Origin of the sequence: Martelella mediterranea, assembly GCF_021021415.1 — a bacterium.
Classification (GTDB): Bacteria; Pseudomonadota; Alphaproteobacteria; order Rhizobiales; family Rhizobiaceae; genus Martelella; species Martelella mediterranea_C.
Genome location: NZ_JAINWJ010000001.1, coordinates 257590 through 276930, shown reverse-complemented (window position 1 = coordinate 276930; position 19341 = coordinate 257590). Strand labels below are relative to the sequence as shown.

Sequence of the window (19341 nt, the reverse complement as noted above, 5' to 3'; positions counted from 1 at the left end):
CGGAGCTTCGACATGGAAAAACAAATGCTGATCGGCGCCGACCTTGTGAGCGGGGAGGAGCAGAGCGAAACCGTCCTCAATCCGAAGACCGGAGAATTGATCGCCGAATTGCCGGAAGCATCCGCCGACCAGATCGACCGGGCGGTTGGCGCGGCGACCAGGGCCTTTGCCGGCTGGTCGCGCACGACGCCGGCAACACGCTCCGCCTATCTGCTGGCGATCGCGGAGAGGATCGAAAAGGAGGCAGAAAGCTTCGCCGCGCTCGAGGCGCTCAATTGCGGCAAGCCGATCAATGCCGTGCTTCAGGACGAGATCCCGGCGATCGTCGATTGCTACCGCTTCTTCGCCGGCGCGATCCGCACCCAGCAGGGCATGATCGCCGGTGAATATCTGGACGGCTTCACCTCGATGATCCGGCGTGATCCTGTCGGCGTAATCGGCTCGATCGCACCGTGGAACTATCCTTTGATGATGATGGCCTGGAAGCTGGCGCCCGCTCTTGCCGGGGGCAATACGGTGGTGTTCAAACCCTCCGAGCAGACCCCGCTGACCGCGCTGAAACTGGCGCGGGTGATGGCCGAGATCCTGCCGGAAGGAGTCGTCAATGTCGTGCTCGGGCGCGGCGAGACCGTCGGCAACGGGCTGATCAACCATCCGGGCGTGCATATGGTGTCGATCACGGGTGATATCGCCACGGGCCGCAAGATCCTGCAGGCCGCGGCCAAGACCGTGAAGCGCACCCATCTGGAACTCGGCGGCAAGGCGCCGGTGATCGTCTATGGCGATGCCGATATTGAGGCGGTGGTCGAGGGCATCCGCACGTTCGGCTATTACAATGCCGGTCAGGATTGCACGGCCGCCTGCCGCGTCTATGCGGAAAAGTCGATCTACGACAAGCTGGTCGCCGATCTGTCGAGCGCGGTATCGACCATTCGTTACAACGATCCCGACGATACCAAAAACGAGATCGGTCCGCTGATTTCCGAACGGCAGCGCGATCGGGTGGCAAGCTTTGTCCAGCGCGCGCTGGATACCGGCCATATCGAACTGGCGACTGGCGGCGCCGTGCCGGAAGGACCCGGCTTCTTCTATCAGCCGACAGTGGTTGCCAATGCCAATCAGGACGATGAGATCGTTCGCCGCGAGGTGTTCGGTCCCGTCGTCTCCGTGACGCCGTTTTCGGCCGATGACGATGTGATCGGATGGGCCAATGATTCCAATTACGGCTTGGCCTCATCGGTCTGGACCAAGGATGTCGGCAAGGCGATGGCGGCGTCGGCCGCGCTTCGTTATGGCTGCACCTGGGTCAACACCCATTTCATGCTGTGTAATGAAATGCCCCATGGCGGGCTGAAGCAATCCGGCTACGGCAAGGATATGTCGCAATACGCGCTGGAAGACTACACGGTCGTCCGCCATGTGATGATCAGTCACGGCTAGAGCGCCGTGCATCCATTCGGATGCACAAACGACGCTCTAACCTATTGAATCTACGCATCGTGCTTTCCGAAAATCGATTCCGATTTTCGGGCCGATGCTGTAGACCGCGACAAAGTGAAACCCGATCTCCCCTTTACGCCGGGGAGATCGGAGATATTGCGGAAAGCATTGGCTTCGGTTTACGAAACCCCGCCGAGGCAGAGATATTTGATCTCCAGATAGTCCTCGATCCCGTATTTCGAGCCCTCGCGGCCAAGGCCGGATTGCTTGACGCCGCCGAAGGGGGCGACTTCGGTGGAGATCAGGCCGGTATTGATGCCGACCATGCCGGTTTCAAGCGCTTCGGCCACGCGGAAGACGCGGGCGAGGTCGCGGGCGTAGAAATAGCCGGCGAGACCGAACTCGCTGTCATTGGCCATCGCGATCACCTCGTCTTCGCTCTCGAAGCGAATAAGCGGCGCCACGGGGCCGAAGGTTTCCTCATGCGCGACCTTCATTTTCTGCGTAACGCCGGTCATGACGGTCGGCTCGAAGAAGGTTGCGCCGAGGTTTGAGCGGTTGCCACCGGCAATCACCGTCGCGCCGTGGCTCTGGGCATCGGCGATATGATCCTCCACCTTCGCCAGCGCCTGCGCGCTGATCAGTGGGCCGACAGTGACGCCGTCTTCAAACCCGTCTCCGACCTTCAGCGCCAGCACCTTCGCCTTCAGCTTCTCGGCAAAGGCGTCGTAGACGCCGGCCTGGACATAGATGCGGTTGGCGCAGACGCAGGTCTGGCCATTATTGCGGTATTTGGCGATCATCGCGCCCTCGACCGCGGCATCCAGATCGGCGTCGTCGAAGACGATGAACGGGGCATTGCCGCCGAGCTCCAGCGACATCTTCTTGATCGTGTCGGCGCATTGCCGCATCAGGATGCGGCCAACGCAGGTGGAGCCGGTGAAGGTGATCTTGGCGACCTTCTCGTTGGCGCAAAGCTCTTCGCCGGCTGCGGCGGCATCGGCGCAGGGGATGACATTGAACACCCCGGCGGGGATGCCGGCGCGCTCGGCAAGCACCGCCATTGCAAGCGCCGAGAGGGGCGTGAGTTCGGCGGGCCGGGCAACGAAGGTGCAGCCGGCGGCAAGGGCGGGGGCGACCTTGCGAGCGATCATCGCATTGGGAAAGTTCCACGGCGTGATCGCGCCGACCACGCCGACCGGCTGCTTCATCACGATGATGCGCTTGTCGGGCTGGTGGCCCGGTATCGTATCGCCATAGACGCGCTTGGCCTCTTCACCAAACCATTCGATGAAGCTTGCGCCATAAAGGATTTCGCCGCGTGCTTCCGGCCACGGTTTGCCCATCTCGGCCGTCAGGATGGTCGCCAGATCGTCGGCGTTTTCCACCGTCAGCTCATACCATTTGCGCAGGAACGAAGCGCGCTCCTTGCCGGTGAGCGCCGCCCATGCCGCCTTTGCAGCATGGGCGGCATCGATCGCGGCGCGGATATCGTCAACGGAAAGATCGGCGACGGCCGCGATTTTCTCGCCGGAGGCTGGATTGAAGACGTCGAAGGTTCTGCCGCCTTCGATCCAGGCGCCGTTGATATAGGCGCGGTGCTCCAGAAGGGACGGGTCTTTCAGCTTCGATGCCACGCTCATGCCTGCCTCTCCTTCACGGCGGCAATCGATGCTTCGAGAATGTCGACGCCTTCCGCCAGAACCGCTTCCTCGATCGTCAGCGGGGCGAGGAAGCGGATGACATTGCCGTATACCCCGCATGAGAGCAGGATGAGGCCGCGCTTCTGGGCTTCCAGCCGCACGGCATTGGTCATCTCCGGGTTCGGTGCGCCGTCTTTCGTCATGAACTCGGCAGCGACCATGAAGCCCGGACCGCGGATTTCGGCAATCTCGGGCGTGGTCGCGCGGATCGCTTCCAGCCGCTGCTTGAGGTAGGAGCCAAGCCGGTTGGCGCGGTTGCAGAGGTCCTCTTCCGCGATCACGTCGAGCACGGCATTGGCGGCGGCGATGGAAAGCGGGTTGCCGCCATAGGTGCCGCCAAGCCCGCCGGGGCCGGCCGCGTCCATCATCGACGCCCGGCCGGTGACGGCGGCAAGCGGCAGGCCGCCGCCAATGCCCTTGGCGATCGTCGTCAGGTCGGCGGCGACATCATAGGCTTCCATGGCGAAGAGCTTGCCGGTGCGGCCGATGCCGGTCTGCACCTCGTCGGCGATCATGACGATGCCATGCTCGTCGCAGATCGCGCGGATGGCGCGCATCAGTTCGGCAGGGGCTGGGTAGAAGCCGCCTTCGCCCTGCACGGGCTCGATGATGATGGCGGCGACGCGGGTCGGGTCCAGATCGGTCTTGAACAGGGACTTCAGCGCCTTCAGGCTGTCCTCGGCAGAGGTATCGTGCAGTTCGGCGGGGTAGGGGATGTGGAACACATCCGGCATCATTGGCCCGAAGCCGGTCTTGTAGGGCGCGACCTTGCCGGTGAGCGACAGGGTCATGAAGGAGCGACCATGGAACCCGCCATTGAAGGCGATCACGGCCGAACGCCCGGTGGCGGCGCGGGCGATCTTTACGGCGTTTTCAACCGCCTCGGCGCCGGTGGTGACGAACACGGTCTTCTTGTCGAAATCGCCGGGCACGGCGGCATTCAGCCGCTCGGCGAGCCGGATATAATGCTCATAGGGCAGCACCTGATGGCAGGTATGGGTGAAGCGCTTGAGCTGATCTTCCACCGCCGCCATCACCTTCGGATGGCAGTGCCCGGTATTGACCACGGCTATACCGGCGGCAAAGTCGATATAGCGCCGGCCCTCGACATCGAAGACCTCGGCGTTCTTGGCGCGGTCGACATAAATCTGTGTCTGCATGCCAACGCCGCGCGAAATGGCCGCGTCCCGCCGCGTGGCGATGTCCGAATTCAACATGAGCTGCTCCTGGTTTGGCGGTCCTTGCCGCTGTCTTCATGGCCGGAGCGTATGTGGCTTTCGATCGGTAAAAAAGTCTGTTTCTTGCTGAAGGCAAGATATTGATTTACTTGGTATCGAAGCAGGAATGATGAGGATATGAAGCATGCTCAGCGCTTCGCATGACGATATCGAGCTTGGACGGACGCTGAGGGCCGTGCGCGAGCGGGCCAAGCTGTCGCAGCGGGCGTTGGCGAAAAAGGCGAATGTATCGAGTTCGACCATCTCCTTGATCGAATCCGGCAGGCTCAATCCCTCGGTCGGTTCGCTGAAGCGGATCCTCGAGGGCATTCCGATCGGCCTGTCTGAATTCTTCGCCTTTACGCCGGAGGCCGAGAAGACGGTGTTCTATGCCGCCGAGGAACTGACCGAGATCGGCAAGGCGCGGCTGTCGCTGAAACAGGTGGGCAATTCCATCGGCCGCGCGATGATGATCCTGAAGGAGACCTACAGGCCGGGCGCGGATACCGGCCGGGTGATGTATCGCCATGAGGGCGAGGAGGGCGGGATCGTGATTTCCGGCCGAATCGAGATCACCGTCGGCGACCAGCGCAAGATACTGGGCCCCGGCGACGCCTATTATTTCGACAGCCGCGAGCCCCATCGTTTCCGTCAGGTGGGGCCGGAAGACTGCGTCATCGTCTCCGCCAGCACGCCGCCGACCTTTTGAGAATGGTCGTCACTCAAACGCCCCTTTGTATGAAACCCTCAAGACTCAGGCGCCGATGCCGGTTCAGAAAGCCGCGCGGTAGATCGAAAGCGCATCTTCCTCGGAGAGCGGGCGCGGGTTGTTGACCAGTAGCCGTGTCTGGTTCATCGCGTCTGAGGCCAGTTTCGGAAGCATGTCCTCGGGAATATTCATCGCTCTGAGGTTGGGTTGCAGGCCGCAGGCGCGCGACAGTTCCGCAAGCTTCTCGCAAAAGGCCGCGGCCCGTTCCTGTCCCTCCAGAACCGACAGTTCCGGAAACACGAAAGGCGCGAGCTCGGCATAGGGAGCAGGGGAGGTGACGATATTGAACCGCAGGACATGCGGCAGAACCAGCGCGTTCGAGAGACCGTGCGGGATGTGAAAATGCCCGCCGAGCGGATAGGCCAGCGCGTGGACTGCGGCGACCGGCGAATTGGCGAAGGCCTGTCCGGCCAGCATCGAGCCCAGCAGCATGTCGGAGCGCGCCGCCTGGTCCGCGCCGTCTTCGACCGCCTTCAGAAGCGAGCGGCCCATCAATGTCAGCGCCTGCGTCGCCAGAATGCGCGACAACGGGTTGTTATTCGGGCTCGCCGAGGCGAAGGCCTCGATCGCATGCACCATGGCGTCGATGCCCGTTGCCGCGGTTATGTGCGGGGGCAGGCCATAGGTCAGGGCGGGGTCGAGCAGGGCGATATCGGGAAGAAGCACCGGCGAGACCACGCCCATCTTCTCGTTGGCGCCGGTGGTGACGATCGATATCGGCGTGACTTCCGAGCCGGTCCCGGCGGTCGTCGGTACGAGAATGAGCGGCAGGCGCGGGCCGCGCGCCTTGTCCACGCCGTAGACATCCGCCAGTGTTTCCCTGGCCGGAACCAGAAGTGCTACCAGCTTGGCGACATCCAGCGACGACCCGCCGCCAAGGCCGACAATCCCTTGCGCTTTAGCCGATCGCGCCGCTTCGACGGCTGAAAGCACCACATGCTCGGGCGGGTCGGCCTGGACATCGCCGAACAGTTCCACGGCGATGCCGCCGTCGCGCAAAAGGTCCACCGCCCGGTCGACGATCCCCGTCGCCATCATGCCCGGATCGGTGACGAGCATGATGCGGTTGCCGATTTGGGCCTTCACCAGCGTCGGCAGTTCCTCCAGGGCGCCGACGCCGAAGCGGATGGATTTCGCGGTGTTGAAAGCGAATTTATTCATGGTTTCCTCGAAAGAACGACTTAGCCGGCGAGGCGGGGCGGTTTCATTCGGCGATTCCGCCAATCTGTAGCTCGGTGATACGGCGCGCCATCGCGCGCTGCTGCTCGGGGCTTTCGCCGGAGCGGGGGCGGTACCAGATCGCCATCCAGTTGACCGCGCCGAGCATGCCCTTCACGGCCAAGGAAACATCGGCGTCTTGCCGGATGCTGCCGTCGGTCTGGCCCTGGCGGAAAGCTTCCACGAAAAGCAGTTCGAATTTGTGCCTGATATCCATCAGTTCATCGAGGCTGATGCGCTGTTCGGGGGTGGTCGCGCCCAGGCGGTGCATGTGCACGCCCTGCACGACGACCGCTTCATAGGCAATGTTCTGCATCATTGTCAGAGCGTGCGCCTCAAGCATGCGCGTGAGCTTTTCGCGACCGGTGCCGCCGGCCGACATCGCTTCATTCACCGCGTCCATCAGCCGTCTCATGCCTTCGCGGTGCACCTCGAAGAACAGATCGGTCTTGGAGCGGAAGTAATGGTAGATGCGACCCTTGGTCGCGCCGAGGCGACGGGCAACATCATCGATGCTGGTTCCCTGAAACCCCATTTCGGTGAAGCAGAGTGCGGCGCAATCGAGGATTTCGACGACGCTCTCGACGAGAGCGCCCGATTCTTCCTGACCTCGGGTCTTCAACGCCCACTCGCGGTGCATGTCGTTCTTCGCCACCGGTTCCCCCTGCGGTCAATTCCCAATCTGCGTCCTTCCAGCAATAAAGCCGATATCGAAGGCTCACAACAAACTTGATGTCGCGTTTGCGGTCTGGACAGTTCCGGATTGGCATACTACGGAGTATGTTGCAATAAGAAAGTCGCCGATATGCAAGGAGGTCCCAAGTTGAATGAAGCGCACGCCCCCCACCTTTCCGAGTGGGTAACCGTCGACCAGCCGATGGTCGACCGATTCGCCGACGCGATCGACGACCACCAGTTCATCCATGTCGACCCGGAACGGGCGAAGGCGGAAACCAGCTATGGCGGCACGATCGTGCACGGCTTCTACCTGCTTTCGATGCTGACCGCCTTCACCCGCAGCGCCCTGCCGCCGGCAAAAACGGGCGCGGTCGAAATCAACTACGGCTTCGACAAGCTGCGCTTTCTCAGCCCCGTCCCGGTCGGGTCGCGCATACGCGGCAGCTTTACCCTGGAGAATGAAACCCCCAAGGCAGGAGGCGTTCTGCGCAGCTACGACGCGCGCGTCGAAATCGAAGGGGCGGAGCGCCCGGCCCTGGCAGCCAGTTGGCTGGTCCTGACGGTGGGCGGGGACCAAGAGACGGATTGACCGCGCGACGCGGGCGCAAGCAACACCGGAATTATCAAGACAACCGATTTTGGAGGAGATGACATGACGGTTTCATTCAAGGATCAGGTGGCGATCGTCACCGGCGCGGGCGGCGGTCTGGGCCGTTCCCACGCTCTCATGCTTGCCAGCCACGGCGCGGCCGTCGTGGTGAACGATTTCGGCGGCGCGCGCGACGGCAGCGGCGGCACCACCGAGGCCAGCGAAGCCGTGGTGCGGGAAATCACCGCGGCGGGTGGGCGCGCCATCGCCAATGCCGGCAACGTCGCCTCCGAGGCCGATATGGCGGAGATGGTCGAGCAGGCGCTTTCGGCCTTCGGTCGGATCGACGTGCTGATCAACAATGCCGGCATCCTGCGCGACAAGTCCTTCGCGAAGATGGAAATCGAGGATTTCCGGCGCGTGGTCGAGGTGCACCTGATGGGCACGACGATCGCGACCAAGGCCGTCTGGGCGCAGATGCGCGAACAGAAATACGGCCGCATCCTCGTCACCTCCTCGACCTCCGGCAGCTATGGCAATTTTGGCCAGTCCAACTACGGCGCCGCCAAGATGGGCGTGCTCGGGCTGATGAACGTGCTCCATCTCGAAGGCGCGAAATACGGCATTCACGTCAATGCCATCGTGCCCACCGCCGCCACGCGCATGACCGGCGACATGATGGACCCGGCAATGCTGGAATTGCTCGCGCCCGACCTGGTGTCGCCCGCCGCAGTCTGGCTGGTGAGCCGTGACGCGCCCTCGCGCACCGCATTGCTCGCAGGCGCGGGCACCGTCGCGCGCCTTGCGCTGGTCGAGAGCCAGGGCGTCTGCTTCGCAGGCCAGGAATTCACGCCCGAAACCGTCGGCGCGCGTTTCGACGAGATCGCCAGCCTCGACGGGCAGATCGAGGTAATGGCCGGTCTCGATCACGTTGACCGAATCGTCGCGCATGCCCGCGCGGCATTGGCGAAGAAGGATTGAGGCGATGAGCGAACGTCTCGTGCCGCTTCCGCGCGGCGCCTATGCCTGGCATTACGATACCGCGCCGCAATGGAACGATTGCGACATCTATGGCCATGTGAACAACGTGGCCTACCTGTCCTATTTCGATACGGCGATGAATATGGCGCTGATCGAGCACGGCGCGCTCGATCTCTCCGCCGAGGCCGAGGGTCCGATCGGGCTGGTGGTGCAGAACGGCACGCAGTACTTCCGGGAGATTACCTTCCCCGCGAAGCTCAGCATTGGCGCTCGCGTCGAGGCCATCGGGCGCACCAGCCTGACCTGGGGCTTTGGCCTTTTTGACCGGGCGGGCGGCGCATGCGCCGCTCGCGGGCGCGTTGTCCACGTTTATGTGGACCGCGCCACCCGACGCCCGATCCCGCTCACGCCCGAATTGCGGGCCTGCGCAGAGGCTCTGCTGCGCGATCCTGCCACAGACAACAAGGAGACCCCGTCATGAGGGAAGCCGTTATCGTTTCGACCGCCCGCACGCCGATCGGAAAGGCCTATCGCGGCGCGTTCAACGCCACCACCGCGCCCCGGCTGATCGGCCATGCCATCGAGCATGCCGTCAACCGTGCCGGCGTCGACCCGGCGGAGATCGAGGATGTGGTTGTCGGCGCCGCCCTGCAGCAGGGCACCACCCATATGAACATCGCGCGCACGGGCCTTTTGCGCGCCGGCCTTCCGGTGACCGTTCCGGGGCAGAGCGTCGACCGGCAATGCGCCTCCGGCCTGATGGCGATCGCGATCGCGGCCAAAGAGATCATATCGGACGGGATGGCGGTGACGATCGGCGGCGGCGTCGAGCAGATTTCTCTGGTTCAGACGCCCGAGATGAACACCCGTCACTGGCACGACCCATGGATCAGCGACCGGCTGCCGGCAACCTATATGTCTATGGTGGAAACCGCCGAGATCGTGGCGCGTCGCAATGGCGTAAGCCGCGAAGCCCAGGATGCCTATGCCCTGCAGTCGCAACAGCGCACCGCTGCCGCCCAGGCAGCCGGCAGGTTCGATGACGAGATCGTGCCGCTCAGCACCGTCATGCAGGTCACCGACCGCGAAACCGGTGAAACCACGATGCGCGAGGTGACCCTTGAGCGCGACGAGGGCAACCGACCTTCCACGACACTGGACGGTCTCTCAGGCCTTGCCCCGGTATTCAAGAATGGCCAGCAGGTGTCTGAAGGCGCGTTTGTGACAGCGGGCAACGCCTCGCAATTGTCCGACGGCGCCTCGGCCGCTGTCCTGATGGAAAGCCGCGAGGCGGAACGCCGGGGGCTTGCGCCGCTCGGTCTTTATCGAGGCATCGCCGTCACCGGTGTTTCGCCCGAAGAGATGGGGATCGGCCCGATATCAGCGGTCACGAAGCTTCTTGCCACCCATGATCTGAGCGTTGACGACATCGGTCTTTGGGAGCTCAACGAGGCCTTTGCCGCGCAGGTCATCCCCTCGCGCGACCGGCTCGGCATTCCGGACGAACTGCTGAACGTGAACGGCGGCGCGATCTCGATCGGTCATCCTTACGGCATGTCGGGCGCGCGCATGGTCGGCCACGCCCTGATCGAGGGCAAGCGCCGCGGCGCGCGCTATGTCGTGGTCACCATGTGTGTTGGCGGCGGCATGGGTGCGGCCGGGCTGTTCGAGGTTCTTTGAACCGGACGCTCCAAAGCAATGCGACGGCCACCGCGCGCGGTGGCCGTCTTCTTTTCGTGGCACGACGGAAAGCCAGCCGAACCGCGCAGAGCGGTGTTCGAGCAGGCAAACGGTAGCTTCAACCCAGACCAGTGCGCCGGTTGAGCCAGTCCGGGTAGGGGACATCCCGCTGCGCCATTTCCATCTCTTTCAGACGCGCGGCGGCATCCGGAGGAAAAGGGGCGGCCTTCGGTTTACCGGACTTACGGGCGACATGAAGCAGCACCTGCTCGCACCAGGCCAGCCGCTCTCCGCTCTCGTCCAGCATCTCCTGATAGAGGTGCATCCGCTTGGCATCGACCGCCAGAACCCGCGTGGCGACCGTAAAGGCGTCGCCCTCATGGCATTCGCGCTGATAACCGATCCGCATCTCCAGCGTATAGAGCGTGGCTTCGCTTTCGGCGCGATAGGCCTCGTCAAGGCCGATCTCCTCCATCAGCGCTGTGACGGAACGGGAAAAGGCGATGCCATAGGCGAAGTCGCCCATGTGGCCGTTATAGTCCACCCAGTCCGGAAGTACGCGGAACGCGCTCTGGAATATGGCGTTGCTCATGATTTGCTCCTGGCTGCGAAACGGTGGCGGATTTCGCCCACGATCCCGCGGCGGAACAGCAGGACGCAGACGATGAAGGTTGCGCCGAGCGCCGTGGTCACGGGGAAGCCGGTGGTGGCGAAGTAGTTCTGCAGGGTGACGACCAGCCCCGCGCCGACGATCGGCCCGGCAATGCTGCCGATCCCGCCCAGAAGCGTCATCAGGATCACCTCGCCGGACATGTGCCAGTTCACATCCGTCAATGTGGCGAACTGGAACAGGATCGCCTTGAGCCCGCCGGCCAGACCGGCAAAGCCCGCCGACATGACGAAGGCGCCGAGCTTATAGCGCTGCACCGAGTAGCCGAGAGAGATTGCCCTTTGTTCATTCTCGCGGATGGCCTGCAGGACCATGCCATAGGGCGAATGCACGATCCGCCAGATCGCGAAGATGCTGGCGACGAACACAATGGCGATGACGTAATAGAGCACATTGCCGTCGGCGAGATCGATCATCCCGAAAAGGCGCCCGCGCGAAAAACCCTGAATGCCGTCTTCGCCGTGTGTGAAGGGCGCCTGCAGGCAGAAGAAGTAAAACATCTGCGCCAGCGCGAGCGTGACCATCGCAAAATAGATGCCCTGCCGGCGCACCGCCAGAAGCCCCATGATCAGGCCCAGCACAAGTGCTGCGGCGACGCCTGAGAGAATGGCAAATTCGGGGTTCACCTCCCAGACCTTCAGCGCATGCGCCGTGACATAGGCGGAACCGCCGAAGAAAGCCGCATGGCCAAAGGACAGGAGGCCGCCATAGCCAAGCAGCAGGTTGAAGGCCGACGCGAACAGCGCGAAGCACATCAGCTTCATCAGCAATACCGGATAGATCCAGAGTGGCAGCAGCATCAGCAGGGCAATGAGCGCCAGAACAACGAGCTGTTGCAGCCGGTGCGGGCGGGCGGTCTCGGCCACCGTCTCGAATTCTTCGGCTTCGATCATCTCAGTTTTCCTTTCCGAAGAGACCTGCAGGACGCAAGAGCAGCACGATCGCCATGATGACGAAGATCACGATATTCGCCGCCTCGGGGTAGAACACCTTGGTCAGACCCTCGACCACGCCCAGCAGATAGCCCGTGGCAATCGCGCCGAGGATCGAGCCCATGCCGCCGACCACGACCACCGCGAAGATGATGATGATCATGTTGGAGCCCATCGTCGGGCTGACCTGGAAAATCGGAGCGGCGAGGACGCCTGCAACGCCCGCAAGCGCGCATCCGAAGGCATAGGTCAGGGTCAACAGCAGCGGCACGTTGACGCCGAAGGCCTGTACGAGCGTGGCATCTTCGGTCGCGGCGCGCAGATAGGAGCCGATCTTGGTCTTTTCGATCAGCGCCCATGTGCCGAAGCAGATCAGCAGCGAGGCAACCACCACCCAGCCGCGATAGATCGGCACGGTCACGAAATCGGTGCGGATGACGCCCCGCATTTCGGCCGGGGTCGAAAACGGTTTGCCGGATGCGCCGTAGAAATGCTGGAACGCGCCTTCCAGAAGCAGCGCGAGGCCAAAGGTGAAGAGCAGGCCGTAAAGGTGATCGAGATCGTAGAGGCGGCGCAGCATGGTGCGCTCGACCAGCGCGCCGACGAGGCCGACGAGGACCGGGGCAAGCAGTAGCGACGGCCAGTAGCCGAGGCCCAGATACTGTCCCAGCATCCAGGCGGCGAAGGCCCCGAGCATGTAGAAGGCGCCGTGGGCGAAGTTTACCACGCGCAGCAACCCGAATATCACCGCCAGACCGAGTGACAGCAGCGCGTAGAACGAGCCGTTGATCAGGCCGATCATCACCTGCCCGGTGAGCACCACAAGCGGCACGCCAAAAATCATTGTCATGTCAAACTCCCAGTGCCTTGTTGAGCGCCTCGCGCCTGCCGGGCAGTTCGGCGACTGCAAAGCTGTCGATCATCTCGCCTTGATCCATGACGTAGAAGTGATCCGCGATCCTGGCGGCGAAACGGAAATTCTGTTCGACCAGAAGGACGCTGAGACCGTGCGCCTTCAGCGCCTTCAGCATCTCGCCGATCCGGTTCACGATCACCGGGGCCAGACCTTCGGTCGGCTCATCGAGCAGGATCAGGCTGACGCCGGTGCGCAGGATGCGGGCGATCGCCAGCATCTGCTGCTCGCCGCCCGAAAGCTTGGTGCCCGGGCTGTGCCGGCGCTCCAGCAGGTTCGGAAACAGCGTGTAGATCTCGTCGAGCGACATTTCCTTGCCGTTGCGGGCCACGATCGGCGGCAGCATCAGGTTCTCTTCCACACTGAGCGATGCGAAGATCCCGCGTTCCTCGGGCACGAAGCCGATGCCGGCATGCGCGACCCGGTGCAGCGGCAGGCGTAGGATCGACCGTTGATCGAATTCGACCGTGCCGGTCCGCTTGCGCACGATCCCCATCAGGCTGCGCAATGTGGTGGTCTTGCCGACGCCGTTGCGGCCCAGCAGAGTCACGGTCTCGCCGGGGTAGACGTCGAGATCGACGCCATAAAGCGCCTGGCTCTCTCCGTACCAGGCTTCGAGCCCGCGCACTTTCAGTTGCTGCGGGCCGCGGGTCTCGCGCGTCGTCGCGGATGCATCAGTCATCGTCCTCGGTCCCCATATAGGCTTCGCGCACGCGCGGATCGGCGCTGACCGCGTCATAGTTTCCCTGTGTGAGGATTTCGCCACGCTGCAGCACGGTGATGTCGTCGCCGATATCGGCAACCACCTTGATATTGTGTTCCACCATCAGGACGGCGCAGTCGCGGGCGACATCTGAAATGAGTCGGGCCATCGTCTCGACATCCTCCTGACCCATGCCGGCCAGCGGCTCGTCAAGAAGCAGCACTTTCGGGTCGAGCGCCAGCGTGGTGGCAATCTCCAGAGCGCGTTTGCGCCCGTAGGAGAGATCCGCCGCCCTGTGATCGGCCATGTCGGCGAGGCCGACGCGACCGAGCAATTCCATCGCGCGGGGCCTCAGCCGCGACAGGCTGGCAAGCGAGCGCCAGAACTGCACGGCAAGCCCGTTTTGCCTTTGCAGCGCCACACAGACATTGTCCACCAGCGACATGTCGCCGAACGTGGCGGAGATCTGGAACGACCGGGCGACGCCAAGCCGCGCCACCTGCGCCGGGGCCATGCGGGTGATGTCCGTCTCGCCGACCATGATTGTCCCCGCGCTCGGCTGCAGGAACTTGGTCAGGAGGTTGAACACCGTGCTCTTGCCGGCGCCGTTCGGACCGATCAGCGCGTGGATCCGGCCGTGACGGATGTCGATGTCGACATCCGTCACGGCCTGAAAGTTCCCGAAGGACTTGCTGAGACCCCGTGCCGACAGTGCGGCACGGGCGCTCTCCGGCGCGGGGCGCGCCGAAACGGTAGCCATCGTCATGATGTCGCCTTACCCGTCGATGAGCGGGCAATCGCTCTGGTCAAGCGGCCGGAAAGCCTCGTCGCCCGGGATGGTGCGCAGGACCTTGTAGTAGTCCCACGGACCCTCGGATTCGGCGGGCGTCTTGACCTGGACGAGGTACATGTCATGGACGACGCGGCCATCCTTGCGCAGGGAGGCATTGTGGTTGAAGAAGTCGTCGATATCCATGCCGCGCATGGTTTCCATCACCTCGGAGCCGCTCTTTGCCTGGCCCGATGCCTCGGCGGCCTTGAGGTAGTTCATCACCGACGAATAGACGCCGGCATGCACCATGGTCGGCATCTTGCCGTCCATGCGTTCGCCGAACCGCTCGGACCAGGCGCGGGTTTCGTCATTCATGTCCCAGTAGAAGGCGGTCGTCAGCGTCAGGTTCTGGGCGATGTCAAGGCCGACGCCATGGACATCGGTCAGGAACAGCAGCATGCCGGCGATATCCTGTCCGCCGGCCGTGATGCCGAACTCTTCCGCCTGTTTCAGCGCGGTCATGGTGTCGCCGGAGGAGTTGGCAAGCGCGATCACATCCGCGCCGGAGGCCTGGGCCTGCAGCAGGTAGGACGAGAAATCGGAGGTTTCGCGCGGATGCATGACCTGCCCGACAACCGTGCCGCCGGCGGCCTCGACGGCCGCAGCCGTATCGGCCTCAAGCGCATGGCCGAAGGTGTAATCGACAGTCAGGAAGAACCATGTCTTGTCGCCCTGCAGCGTCATCGCGCGGCCGGTTCCGTTGGCCAGCGCATAGGTGTCCCAGGTCCACTGGGCGGTCGAGGGAGAGCAGGAAGCGCCGGTGAGCGCCGAGGAGCCCGCGGTCGAGATCAGCAGCGCCGTATCGCTCTGGCGGGTGATTTCCTGCACGGCGAGTGCCACCGAGGACGTCGGCACGTCGGCGATCGCGATCACGTTCTGCTCGTCGATCCAGCGGCGCGCCAGCGTCGAGCCGACATCCGGCTTGTTCTGGTGGTCACCCACGATGACCTCGACATCTTCCCCCAGAAGCTTGCCGCCGAAGTCCTCGACCGCCATCTCTGCGGCGACTTGCGAGCCCTTGCCGGAAAGGTCGTAATTCATCCCCGACATGTCGGTCAGAACGCCGATCCGATAGGGCTCGGCCTGCGCTCCCGCCGCCAGCGCGACGGAGAAGGCCGACGTCAGAATGGCCTTTGTTATTACAGTCATAAATATTCTCCTCCCGTTTTGCACCGCTCGGGTGCGTGAAAAAGCCGGACGTATCTTACGCGCCGGCCGGTGATCAGGCCCCGCCGCCGCCTTCGGCAAGCAGCTTGGCCAGCAGAAACTGGTCGCCCTCGGCGCCTTCGGCCCAATTCCGGCGGGCATGGGCGTCGATGGCGGATTTGGTCATGCGCAGCGACATCGGCGGTATTTCCGCGATCGCGTTCGCCCAAGTTTTCGCCTCGTCAAGCGCCGCGCCCTGATGAACCGTGCGGTCGGCGAGGCCGAGCGTCAGCGCCTCGTCGGCGCCGATCGTTTCGTCGCAGCACAGAATTCTCTTGGCACGGCCCGCGCCGACGCGCTCGGTCAGAAGCGGCAGGCCGCCCCAACCGAGCGTCATGCCGAGACGCACTTCCGGGAAGCGCAGATAGGCATCCTCGGCCATGACGCGGAAATCGGCGCAAAGCGCGAGGATCGCGCCGCCGCCGATGGCCGGCCCCTCAAGCGCGGCGATGACGATCTGCGGCAGCCGCCGCCACGCCGTGCTCATGCGCACGCCCGCATTCATCGACAGGTGGCGAGCGACCGCCGGGCCTTGCGGGTCCCACAGCCGCGGGTCCTTCAGGTCCACGCCGGCGGCGAAGATTTTCGGCGTGCCAGCGAGGACGATCACCGAAACGTCGGGATTGAGCGACAGCTCTCTTGCCGCCGTCTCCAGCGCGTCGATCATCGCGTGATCCAGCGCATTCGCCTTACCGCCACGATCGAATCGCACGGTTGCAATCGCGCCTTCTACCTCAACCTCAACACCGGACATAGCGGCCATTTTCCTCGTCATTTCACCGTCGCCAAGCGACATACTACTAAGTATGTTGCACAATGAGGCACAACAATGCAATATGAAATATGAGAGGACGGAAGCCGAAGCGCGTCCTGAATTTGAGTTTTTCCTGAGGAGGACAAGATGGCCCTCAAGCCACCGGGCAAGGCCCCCGAAACCGCTGCGACGGCCGATCCGGCTTTGGACAGAAAGCGCTCCGTTCTGCGCTATGTCCTTGATGGGTATGCGCAAACCCAGCCAGAGGCACCGTTCGTCCAGTTCTGGCCGGGTCCGACATGGACCTATGGCGAATTGCATCGCAGGGTCCGCCTCAGGGCCAGCGCGCTGGCGCAAGCCGGCGTCAGGCGCGGCGATCACGTGCTTTGTCTGATGGGCAACAGCCCCGACCTTTTATGCAGCTGGTTCGCGATCAACTATCTCGGCGCGGTCTATGTGCCGATCAATACCGGCGCGCGCGGTCACATGCTCGAACATATCCTCAGCGATGCCGATGCGCCCGTCCTGATCGCGCAGGCCGCGCTGATCGAGCGATTGGCGGATGTGAAGCCTGGAAAGGTGAAGACCGTGCTGGTGGCCGAGGGCGAGCCTGCCGCGATCGCGGGCTACGACATTCAGCCGTTGGTCGACCCGCAAGTCGAGGACGCGGAAGCGCTGAACCTTTCGCAACCGATCGAGCCCTGGGACCTGCATGCGATCATGTATACCTCAGGCACGACCGGCAACGCCAAGGGGGTGATGAGCACCTACGCCCAGCACTATACGATGGGGCCGGACGCCTTCGACTGTGTCGAGGCCGATGACCGCTGCATGATCTGCGGGCCAATCTTCCACTGCGGTTCAACGCTTTACGTAAACGCGATGCTGGCGCGCGGCCTTTCGATCGGCCTGATGCGCGAGTTCAAGACCGATACGTTCTGGCAGGCCGTTCGCGAGACCGGCTCGACCTACTGCCTCCTTCTCGGCGTCATGGCTGCCTTCCTGCTCAAGGCACCGGTCAGGCCGGATGATCGCGATCATCCGCTGCGCCGCGCCTTCATTACGCCGTTCGGTGAGGATGGCCCTCTGTTTGCGGAACGGTTCGGCATCGAGGCCTGGACTATCTACAATATGACGGAGATCGCGAGCCCCCTGCACGCGGGCCCCGGCATCAAAACCAAGGGCATCGCCGGCAGACCGCGCCCCTGGTGCGAGCTTCGGATCGTCGATGAAAACGACATGCCGCTGGGTGACGGCGCGGTGGGCGAGCTGATCATCCGATCGCACCGCCCCTGGGCGCTGATGGCGGGCTACTACAACAATCCTGCGGCAACCGTTGAGGCCATGCGCAATGGCTGGTTCCACACCGGCGACAGCTTCCGGCGGGACGAGGATGGCACCTACTACTTTGTCGACCGGCTGAAGGACGTCATCCGCCGGCGCGGCGAAAACATCTCGTCCTTCGCGCTGGAAAGCGAAGTGCTGAACCTGCCGGAGATCCGCGAATGTGCCGCCGTTGCGGTGCCGTCCGAGTTCACCGAGGATGACGTGCTGATCGTGGTATCGCCCGCCAGCGGTCACAGCATCGATCCGGCCTCCGTCATCGAGCGGCTTGCCGGGACGCTGCCGCGCTTCATGGTGCCGCGCTACCTGCGCGTTCTCGAAGACCTGCCGAAAACGGCATCCGGCAAGGTGCAAAAGCACCTGCTGCGCAAGGACGGCGTAACCGCCGACACCTGGGATCGCGAGGGCGCAGGAGCTTCTCGCGCGCGGTGAGACTGCGCGTGAATGATTCACAGACATGGTCTTGAGGATTGCGGACCGACAATCACTTTACGCGCGACGGTGCGGCGATAAGCAGGCATCGCCGTGATTCTGTCGTTGAGGAAAGCTGAACCATTCTTCGCACTTCTTGGAGCGCCCGGCCCGGTGTCAGCGTGTCGTTCGCTTTGCCGCGCGGCTGCCTATTCCAGATCGATCCGCTGGCCGGTTTCGTCGAAGAGATGCCAGTGGCTCTCTCTCGGGCGAACATCGACGACGTCGCCGCGCGAAAGCGCGCTCTGTCCCGGCTCATGGATCAGAACCGGTGTTCCATCCGGCAGCGTGCAGTGCAGATAGGTGTTGGCGCCGTGCTGCTCGGAGACTGAGACGGTAACGGGCCATGTCAGCGCGTGCTCTTCGGCCGTCACGAGGTGTTCGGGCCGGATGCCGAGCGTTACCTTCTGTCCGGCCGCATGCCCGGCGGCATGGTCCGCGAGTTTAAGCGGCGGCAGGTGCTCCGCATTGAAAACCAGCGCGCCGTCGACCGCCTCGCCGAGCTTGCCTTCGACGAAATTCATTCGGGGCGAACCGATAAAGCCGGCGACGAAGGTGTTGCGCGGGGTGTTGTAGAGTTCCAGTGGCGCGCCGACCTGCTCGATGACGCCGCGTCTCAATACCACGATCTTGTCGGCCATGGTCATCGCCTCGATCTGGTCGTGGGTCACGTAGATCATGGTGTTGCCGAGCCGTTCATGCAGTTTGGTGATCTCGAGGCGCATGTGGACGCGCAATTCGGCGTCGAGATTGGAAAGCGGTTCGTCGAACAGGAATATCTTCGGATCGCGGGTGATTGCACGACCGATCGCCACGCGCTGGCGCTGGCCGCCGGAAAGCTGCTTGGGCCGGCGGTCGAGCAGCGCATCGATCTGCAGCATTTCGGCGGCGATCGCGACGCGGCGGTTGATCTCATCCTTCGGCATGCGGATGTTTTCCAGCCCAAAACTCAGATTTTCCCGCACCGTCATGTGCGGATAGAGCGCATAGGACTGGAACACCATCGCCACGCCGCGATCGGCCGCCGCCACATGCGCGACGCTTTCGCCGTCAATCCGGATGTCGCCGCCGGTCACATCCTCCAGCCCGGCGATCATGCGCAGCAAGGTGGACTTGCCGCAGCCGGAGGGCCCGACGAAGACAACGAATTCGCCGTCGTCGATCGTCAGGTTGACATCGGGAATGACTTCGACGACGCCGAAACATTTATTGAGGTTTTCGAGGGTCAGTTTTGCCATGTT

At 63.3% G+C, this 19341-nt stretch carries 19 protein-coding genes; 7 read left to right on the top strand and 12 right to left on the bottom strand.

Annotation, left to right across the window (positions count from 1 at the left end):
- Positions 1-12 precede the first annotated feature (12 nt).
- Positions 13-1440 carry a gamma-aminobutyraldehyde dehydrogenase gene (locus tag K7H91_RS01270; protein ID WP_230718455.1) on the top strand — a complete coding sequence of 476 codons (1428 nt, stop codon included), beginning with the start codon at positions 13-15 and terminating at the stop codon, positions 1438-1440.
- Positions 1441-1619: 179 nt separating this feature from the next.
- Here the strand turns inward: K7H91_RS01270 and K7H91_RS01265 are convergent, their stop codons facing one another.
- Both K7H91_RS01265 and K7H91_RS01260 read right to left on the bottom strand, forming a co-directional pair.
- On the bottom strand, positions 1620-3083 hold the full coding sequence (locus tag K7H91_RS01265) for an NAD-dependent succinate-semialdehyde dehydrogenase (protein WP_230718368.1): 1464 nt from the start codon (positions 3081-3083) through the stop codon (positions 1620-1622).
- Positions 3080-4360 carry a 4-aminobutyrate--2-oxoglutarate transaminase gene (locus K7H91_RS01260; protein ID WP_230718367.1) on the bottom strand — a complete coding sequence of 427 codons (1281 nt, stop codon included), beginning with the start codon at positions 4358-4360 and terminating at the stop codon, positions 3080-3082. Before K7H91_RS01260 ends, K7H91_RS01265 begins: the two co-directional genes overlap by 4 nt.
- Before the next feature lie 145 nt (positions 4361-4505).
- On the opposite strand from K7H91_RS01260, the gene K7H91_RS01255 reads away from it, so the two are divergent.
- On the top strand, positions 4506-5069 hold the full coding sequence (locus K7H91_RS01255) for a cupin domain-containing protein (protein ID WP_230718366.1): 564 nt from the start codon (positions 4506-4508) through the stop codon (positions 5067-5069).
- A 63-nt stretch (positions 5070-5132) separates the two neighbouring features.
- On the opposite strand, the gene K7H91_RS01250 is transcribed toward K7H91_RS01255, so the two are convergent.
- Both K7H91_RS01250 and K7H91_RS01245 read right to left on the bottom strand, forming a co-directional pair.
- Complete coding sequence (locus K7H91_RS01250; RefSeq protein WP_230718365.1) at positions 5133-6290, bottom strand: iron-containing alcohol dehydrogenase; 1158 nt, start codon at positions 6288-6290, stop codon at positions 5133-5135.
- Positions 6291-6333: 43 nt separating this feature from the next.
- Positions 6334-7002, bottom strand: coding sequence for a TetR/AcrR family transcriptional regulator (locus tag K7H91_RS01245; protein ID WP_230718364.1), 669 nt, complete (start codon positions 7000-7002; stop codon positions 6334-6336).
- A 168-nt stretch (positions 7003-7170) separates the two neighbouring features.
- Between K7H91_RS01245 and K7H91_RS01240 the strand changes: the two genes are divergently transcribed.
- The 4 genes from K7H91_RS01240 (at position 7171) to K7H91_RS01225 (ending at position 10275) form a co-directional block, all read left to right on the top strand.
- Complete coding sequence (locus K7H91_RS01240) at positions 7171-7614, top strand: MaoC family dehydratase (RefSeq protein ID WP_230718363.1); 444 nt, start codon at positions 7171-7173, stop codon at positions 7612-7614.
- Positions 7615-7677: 63 nt separating this feature from the next.
- Positions 7678-8595, top strand: coding sequence for an SDR family NAD(P)-dependent oxidoreductase (locus K7H91_RS01235; RefSeq protein ID WP_230718362.1), 918 nt, complete (start codon positions 7678-7680; stop codon positions 8593-8595).
- Between the two features lie 4 nt (positions 8596-8599).
- Positions 8600-9076 (top strand): acyl-CoA thioesterase, encoded by a 477-nt coding sequence (locus K7H91_RS01230; protein ID WP_230718361.1) that lies wholly within the window; start codon positions 8600-8602, stop codon positions 9074-9076.
- Positions 9073-10275, top strand: a complete 1203-nt coding sequence (locus tag K7H91_RS01225) for an acetyl-CoA C-acyltransferase (RefSeq protein WP_230718360.1) — start codon at positions 9073-9075, stop codon at positions 10273-10275. The genes K7H91_RS01230 and K7H91_RS01225 overlap by 4 nt, the downstream gene beginning before the upstream one ends.
- A gap of 118 nt (positions 10276-10393) precedes the next feature.
- Here K7H91_RS01225 and K7H91_RS01220 read toward each other — a convergent pair whose 3' ends face one another.
- The 7 genes from K7H91_RS01220 to K7H91_RS01190 all read right to left on the bottom strand — a co-directional run bounded on the left by K7H91_RS01220 (position 10394) and on the right by K7H91_RS01190 (position 16285).
- On the bottom strand, positions 10394-10867 hold the full coding sequence (locus K7H91_RS01220) for a thioesterase family protein (protein WP_230718359.1): 474 nt from the start codon (positions 10865-10867) through the stop codon (positions 10394-10396).
- Positions 10864-11838: a branched-chain amino acid ABC transporter permease gene (locus tag K7H91_RS01215; RefSeq protein ID WP_230718358.1), complete on the bottom strand. Its 975-nt coding sequence runs from the start codon at positions 11836-11838 to the stop codon at positions 10864-10866. The genes K7H91_RS01220 and K7H91_RS01215 overlap by 4 nt, the downstream gene beginning before the upstream one ends.
- Position 11839: 1 nt before the next feature.
- Positions 11840-12727, bottom strand: a complete 888-nt coding sequence (locus K7H91_RS01210; RefSeq protein ID WP_230718357.1) for a branched-chain amino acid ABC transporter permease — start codon at positions 12725-12727, stop codon at positions 11840-11842.
- 1 nt (position 12728) lies between these two features.
- Entirely contained in the window at positions 12729-13472 is a 744-nt protein-coding gene (locus K7H91_RS01205; RefSeq protein ID WP_230718356.1) for an ABC transporter ATP-binding protein, read from the bottom strand.
- Positions 13465-14259 (bottom strand): ABC transporter ATP-binding protein, encoded by a 795-nt coding sequence (locus tag K7H91_RS01200; protein WP_230718355.1) that lies wholly within the window; start codon positions 14257-14259, stop codon positions 13465-13467. The genes K7H91_RS01205 and K7H91_RS01200 overlap by 8 nt, the downstream gene beginning before the upstream one ends.
- A 9-nt stretch (positions 14260-14268) precedes the next feature.
- Positions 14269-15474, bottom strand: a complete 1206-nt coding sequence (locus tag K7H91_RS01195) for an ABC transporter substrate-binding protein (RefSeq protein ID WP_230718354.1) — start codon at positions 15472-15474, stop codon at positions 14269-14271.
- A 73-nt stretch (positions 15475-15547) separates the two neighbouring features.
- Positions 15548-16285, bottom strand: a complete 738-nt coding sequence (locus tag K7H91_RS01190) for an enoyl-CoA hydratase/isomerase family protein (protein ID WP_230718353.1) — start codon at positions 16283-16285, stop codon at positions 15548-15550.
- A gap of 147 nt (positions 16286-16432) precedes the next feature.
- Here K7H91_RS01190 and K7H91_RS01185 point away from each other — a divergent pair, with 147 nt between their 5' ends.
- Positions 16433-18061: an AMP-binding protein gene (locus K7H91_RS01185; protein ID WP_230718352.1), complete on the top strand. Its 1629-nt coding sequence runs from the start codon at positions 16433-16435 to the stop codon at positions 18059-18061.
- 188 nt (positions 18062-18249) lie between these two features.
- On the opposite strand, the gene K7H91_RS01180 is transcribed toward K7H91_RS01185, so the two are convergent.
- Positions 18250-19338 (bottom strand): ABC transporter ATP-binding protein, encoded by a 1089-nt coding sequence (locus tag K7H91_RS01180; protein WP_230718351.1) that lies wholly within the window; start codon positions 19336-19338, stop codon positions 18250-18252.
- Positions 19339-19341: the final 3 nt, after the last annotated feature.

Coding starts and splice junctions, on each gene's coding strand:
- K7H91_RS01270 (WP_230718455.1), top strand. CDS start 13: ATGGAAAAACAAATGCTGATCGGCGCCGACCTTGTGAGCGGGGAGGAG.
- K7H91_RS01265 (WP_230718368.1), bottom strand. CDS start 3,083: ATGAGCGTGGCATCGAAGCTGAAAGACCCGTCCCTTCTGGAGCACCGC.
- K7H91_RS01260 (WP_230718367.1), bottom strand. CDS start 4,360: ATGTTGAATTCGGACATCGCCACGCGGCGGGACGCGGCCATTTCGCGC.
- K7H91_RS01255 (WP_230718366.1), top strand. CDS start 4,506: ATGCTCAGCGCTTCGCATGACGATATCGAGCTTGGACGGACGCTGAGG.
- K7H91_RS01250 (WP_230718365.1), bottom strand. CDS start 6,290: ATGAATAAATTCGCTTTCAACACCGCGAAATCCATCCGCTTCGGCGTC.
- K7H91_RS01235 (WP_230718362.1), top strand. CDS start 7,678: ATGACGGTTTCATTCAAGGATCAGGTGGCGATCGTCACCGGCGCGGGC.
- K7H91_RS01230 (WP_230718361.1), top strand. CDS start 8,600: ATGAGCGAACGTCTCGTGCCGCTTCCGCGCGGCGCCTATGCCTGGCAT.
- K7H91_RS01225 (WP_230718360.1), top strand. CDS start 9,073: ATGAGGGAAGCCGTTATCGTTTCGACCGCCCGCACGCCGATCGGAAAG.
- K7H91_RS01220 (WP_230718359.1), bottom strand. CDS start 10,867: ATGAGCAACGCCATATTCCAGAGCGCGTTCCGCGTACTTCCGGACTGG.
- K7H91_RS01215 (WP_230718358.1), bottom strand. CDS start 11,838: ATGATCGAAGCCGAAGAATTCGAGACGGTGGCCGAGACCGCCCGCCCG.
- K7H91_RS01210 (WP_230718357.1), bottom strand. CDS start 12,727: ATGACAATGATTTTTGGCGTGCCGCTTGTGGTGCTCACCGGGCAGGTG.
- K7H91_RS01205 (WP_230718356.1), bottom strand. CDS start 13,472: ATGACTGATGCATCCGCGACGACGCGCGAGACCCGCGGCCCGCAGCAA.
- K7H91_RS01200 (WP_230718355.1), bottom strand. CDS start 14,259: ATGACGATGGCTACCGTTTCGGCGCGCCCCGCGCCGGAGAGCGCCCGT.
- K7H91_RS01195 (WP_230718354.1), bottom strand. CDS start 15,474: ATGACTGTAATAACAAAGGCCATTCTGACGTCGGCCTTCTCCGTCGCG.
- K7H91_RS01190 (WP_230718353.1), bottom strand. CDS start 16,285: ATGTCCGGTGTTGAGGTTGAGGTAGAAGGCGCGATTGCAACCGTGCGA.
- K7H91_RS01185 (WP_230718352.1), top strand. CDS start 16,433: ATGGCCCTCAAGCCACCGGGCAAGGCCCCCGAAACCGCTGCGACGGCC.
- K7H91_RS01180 (WP_230718351.1), bottom strand. CDS start 19,338: ATGGCAAAACTGACCCTCGAAAACCTCAATAAATGTTTCGGCGTCGTC.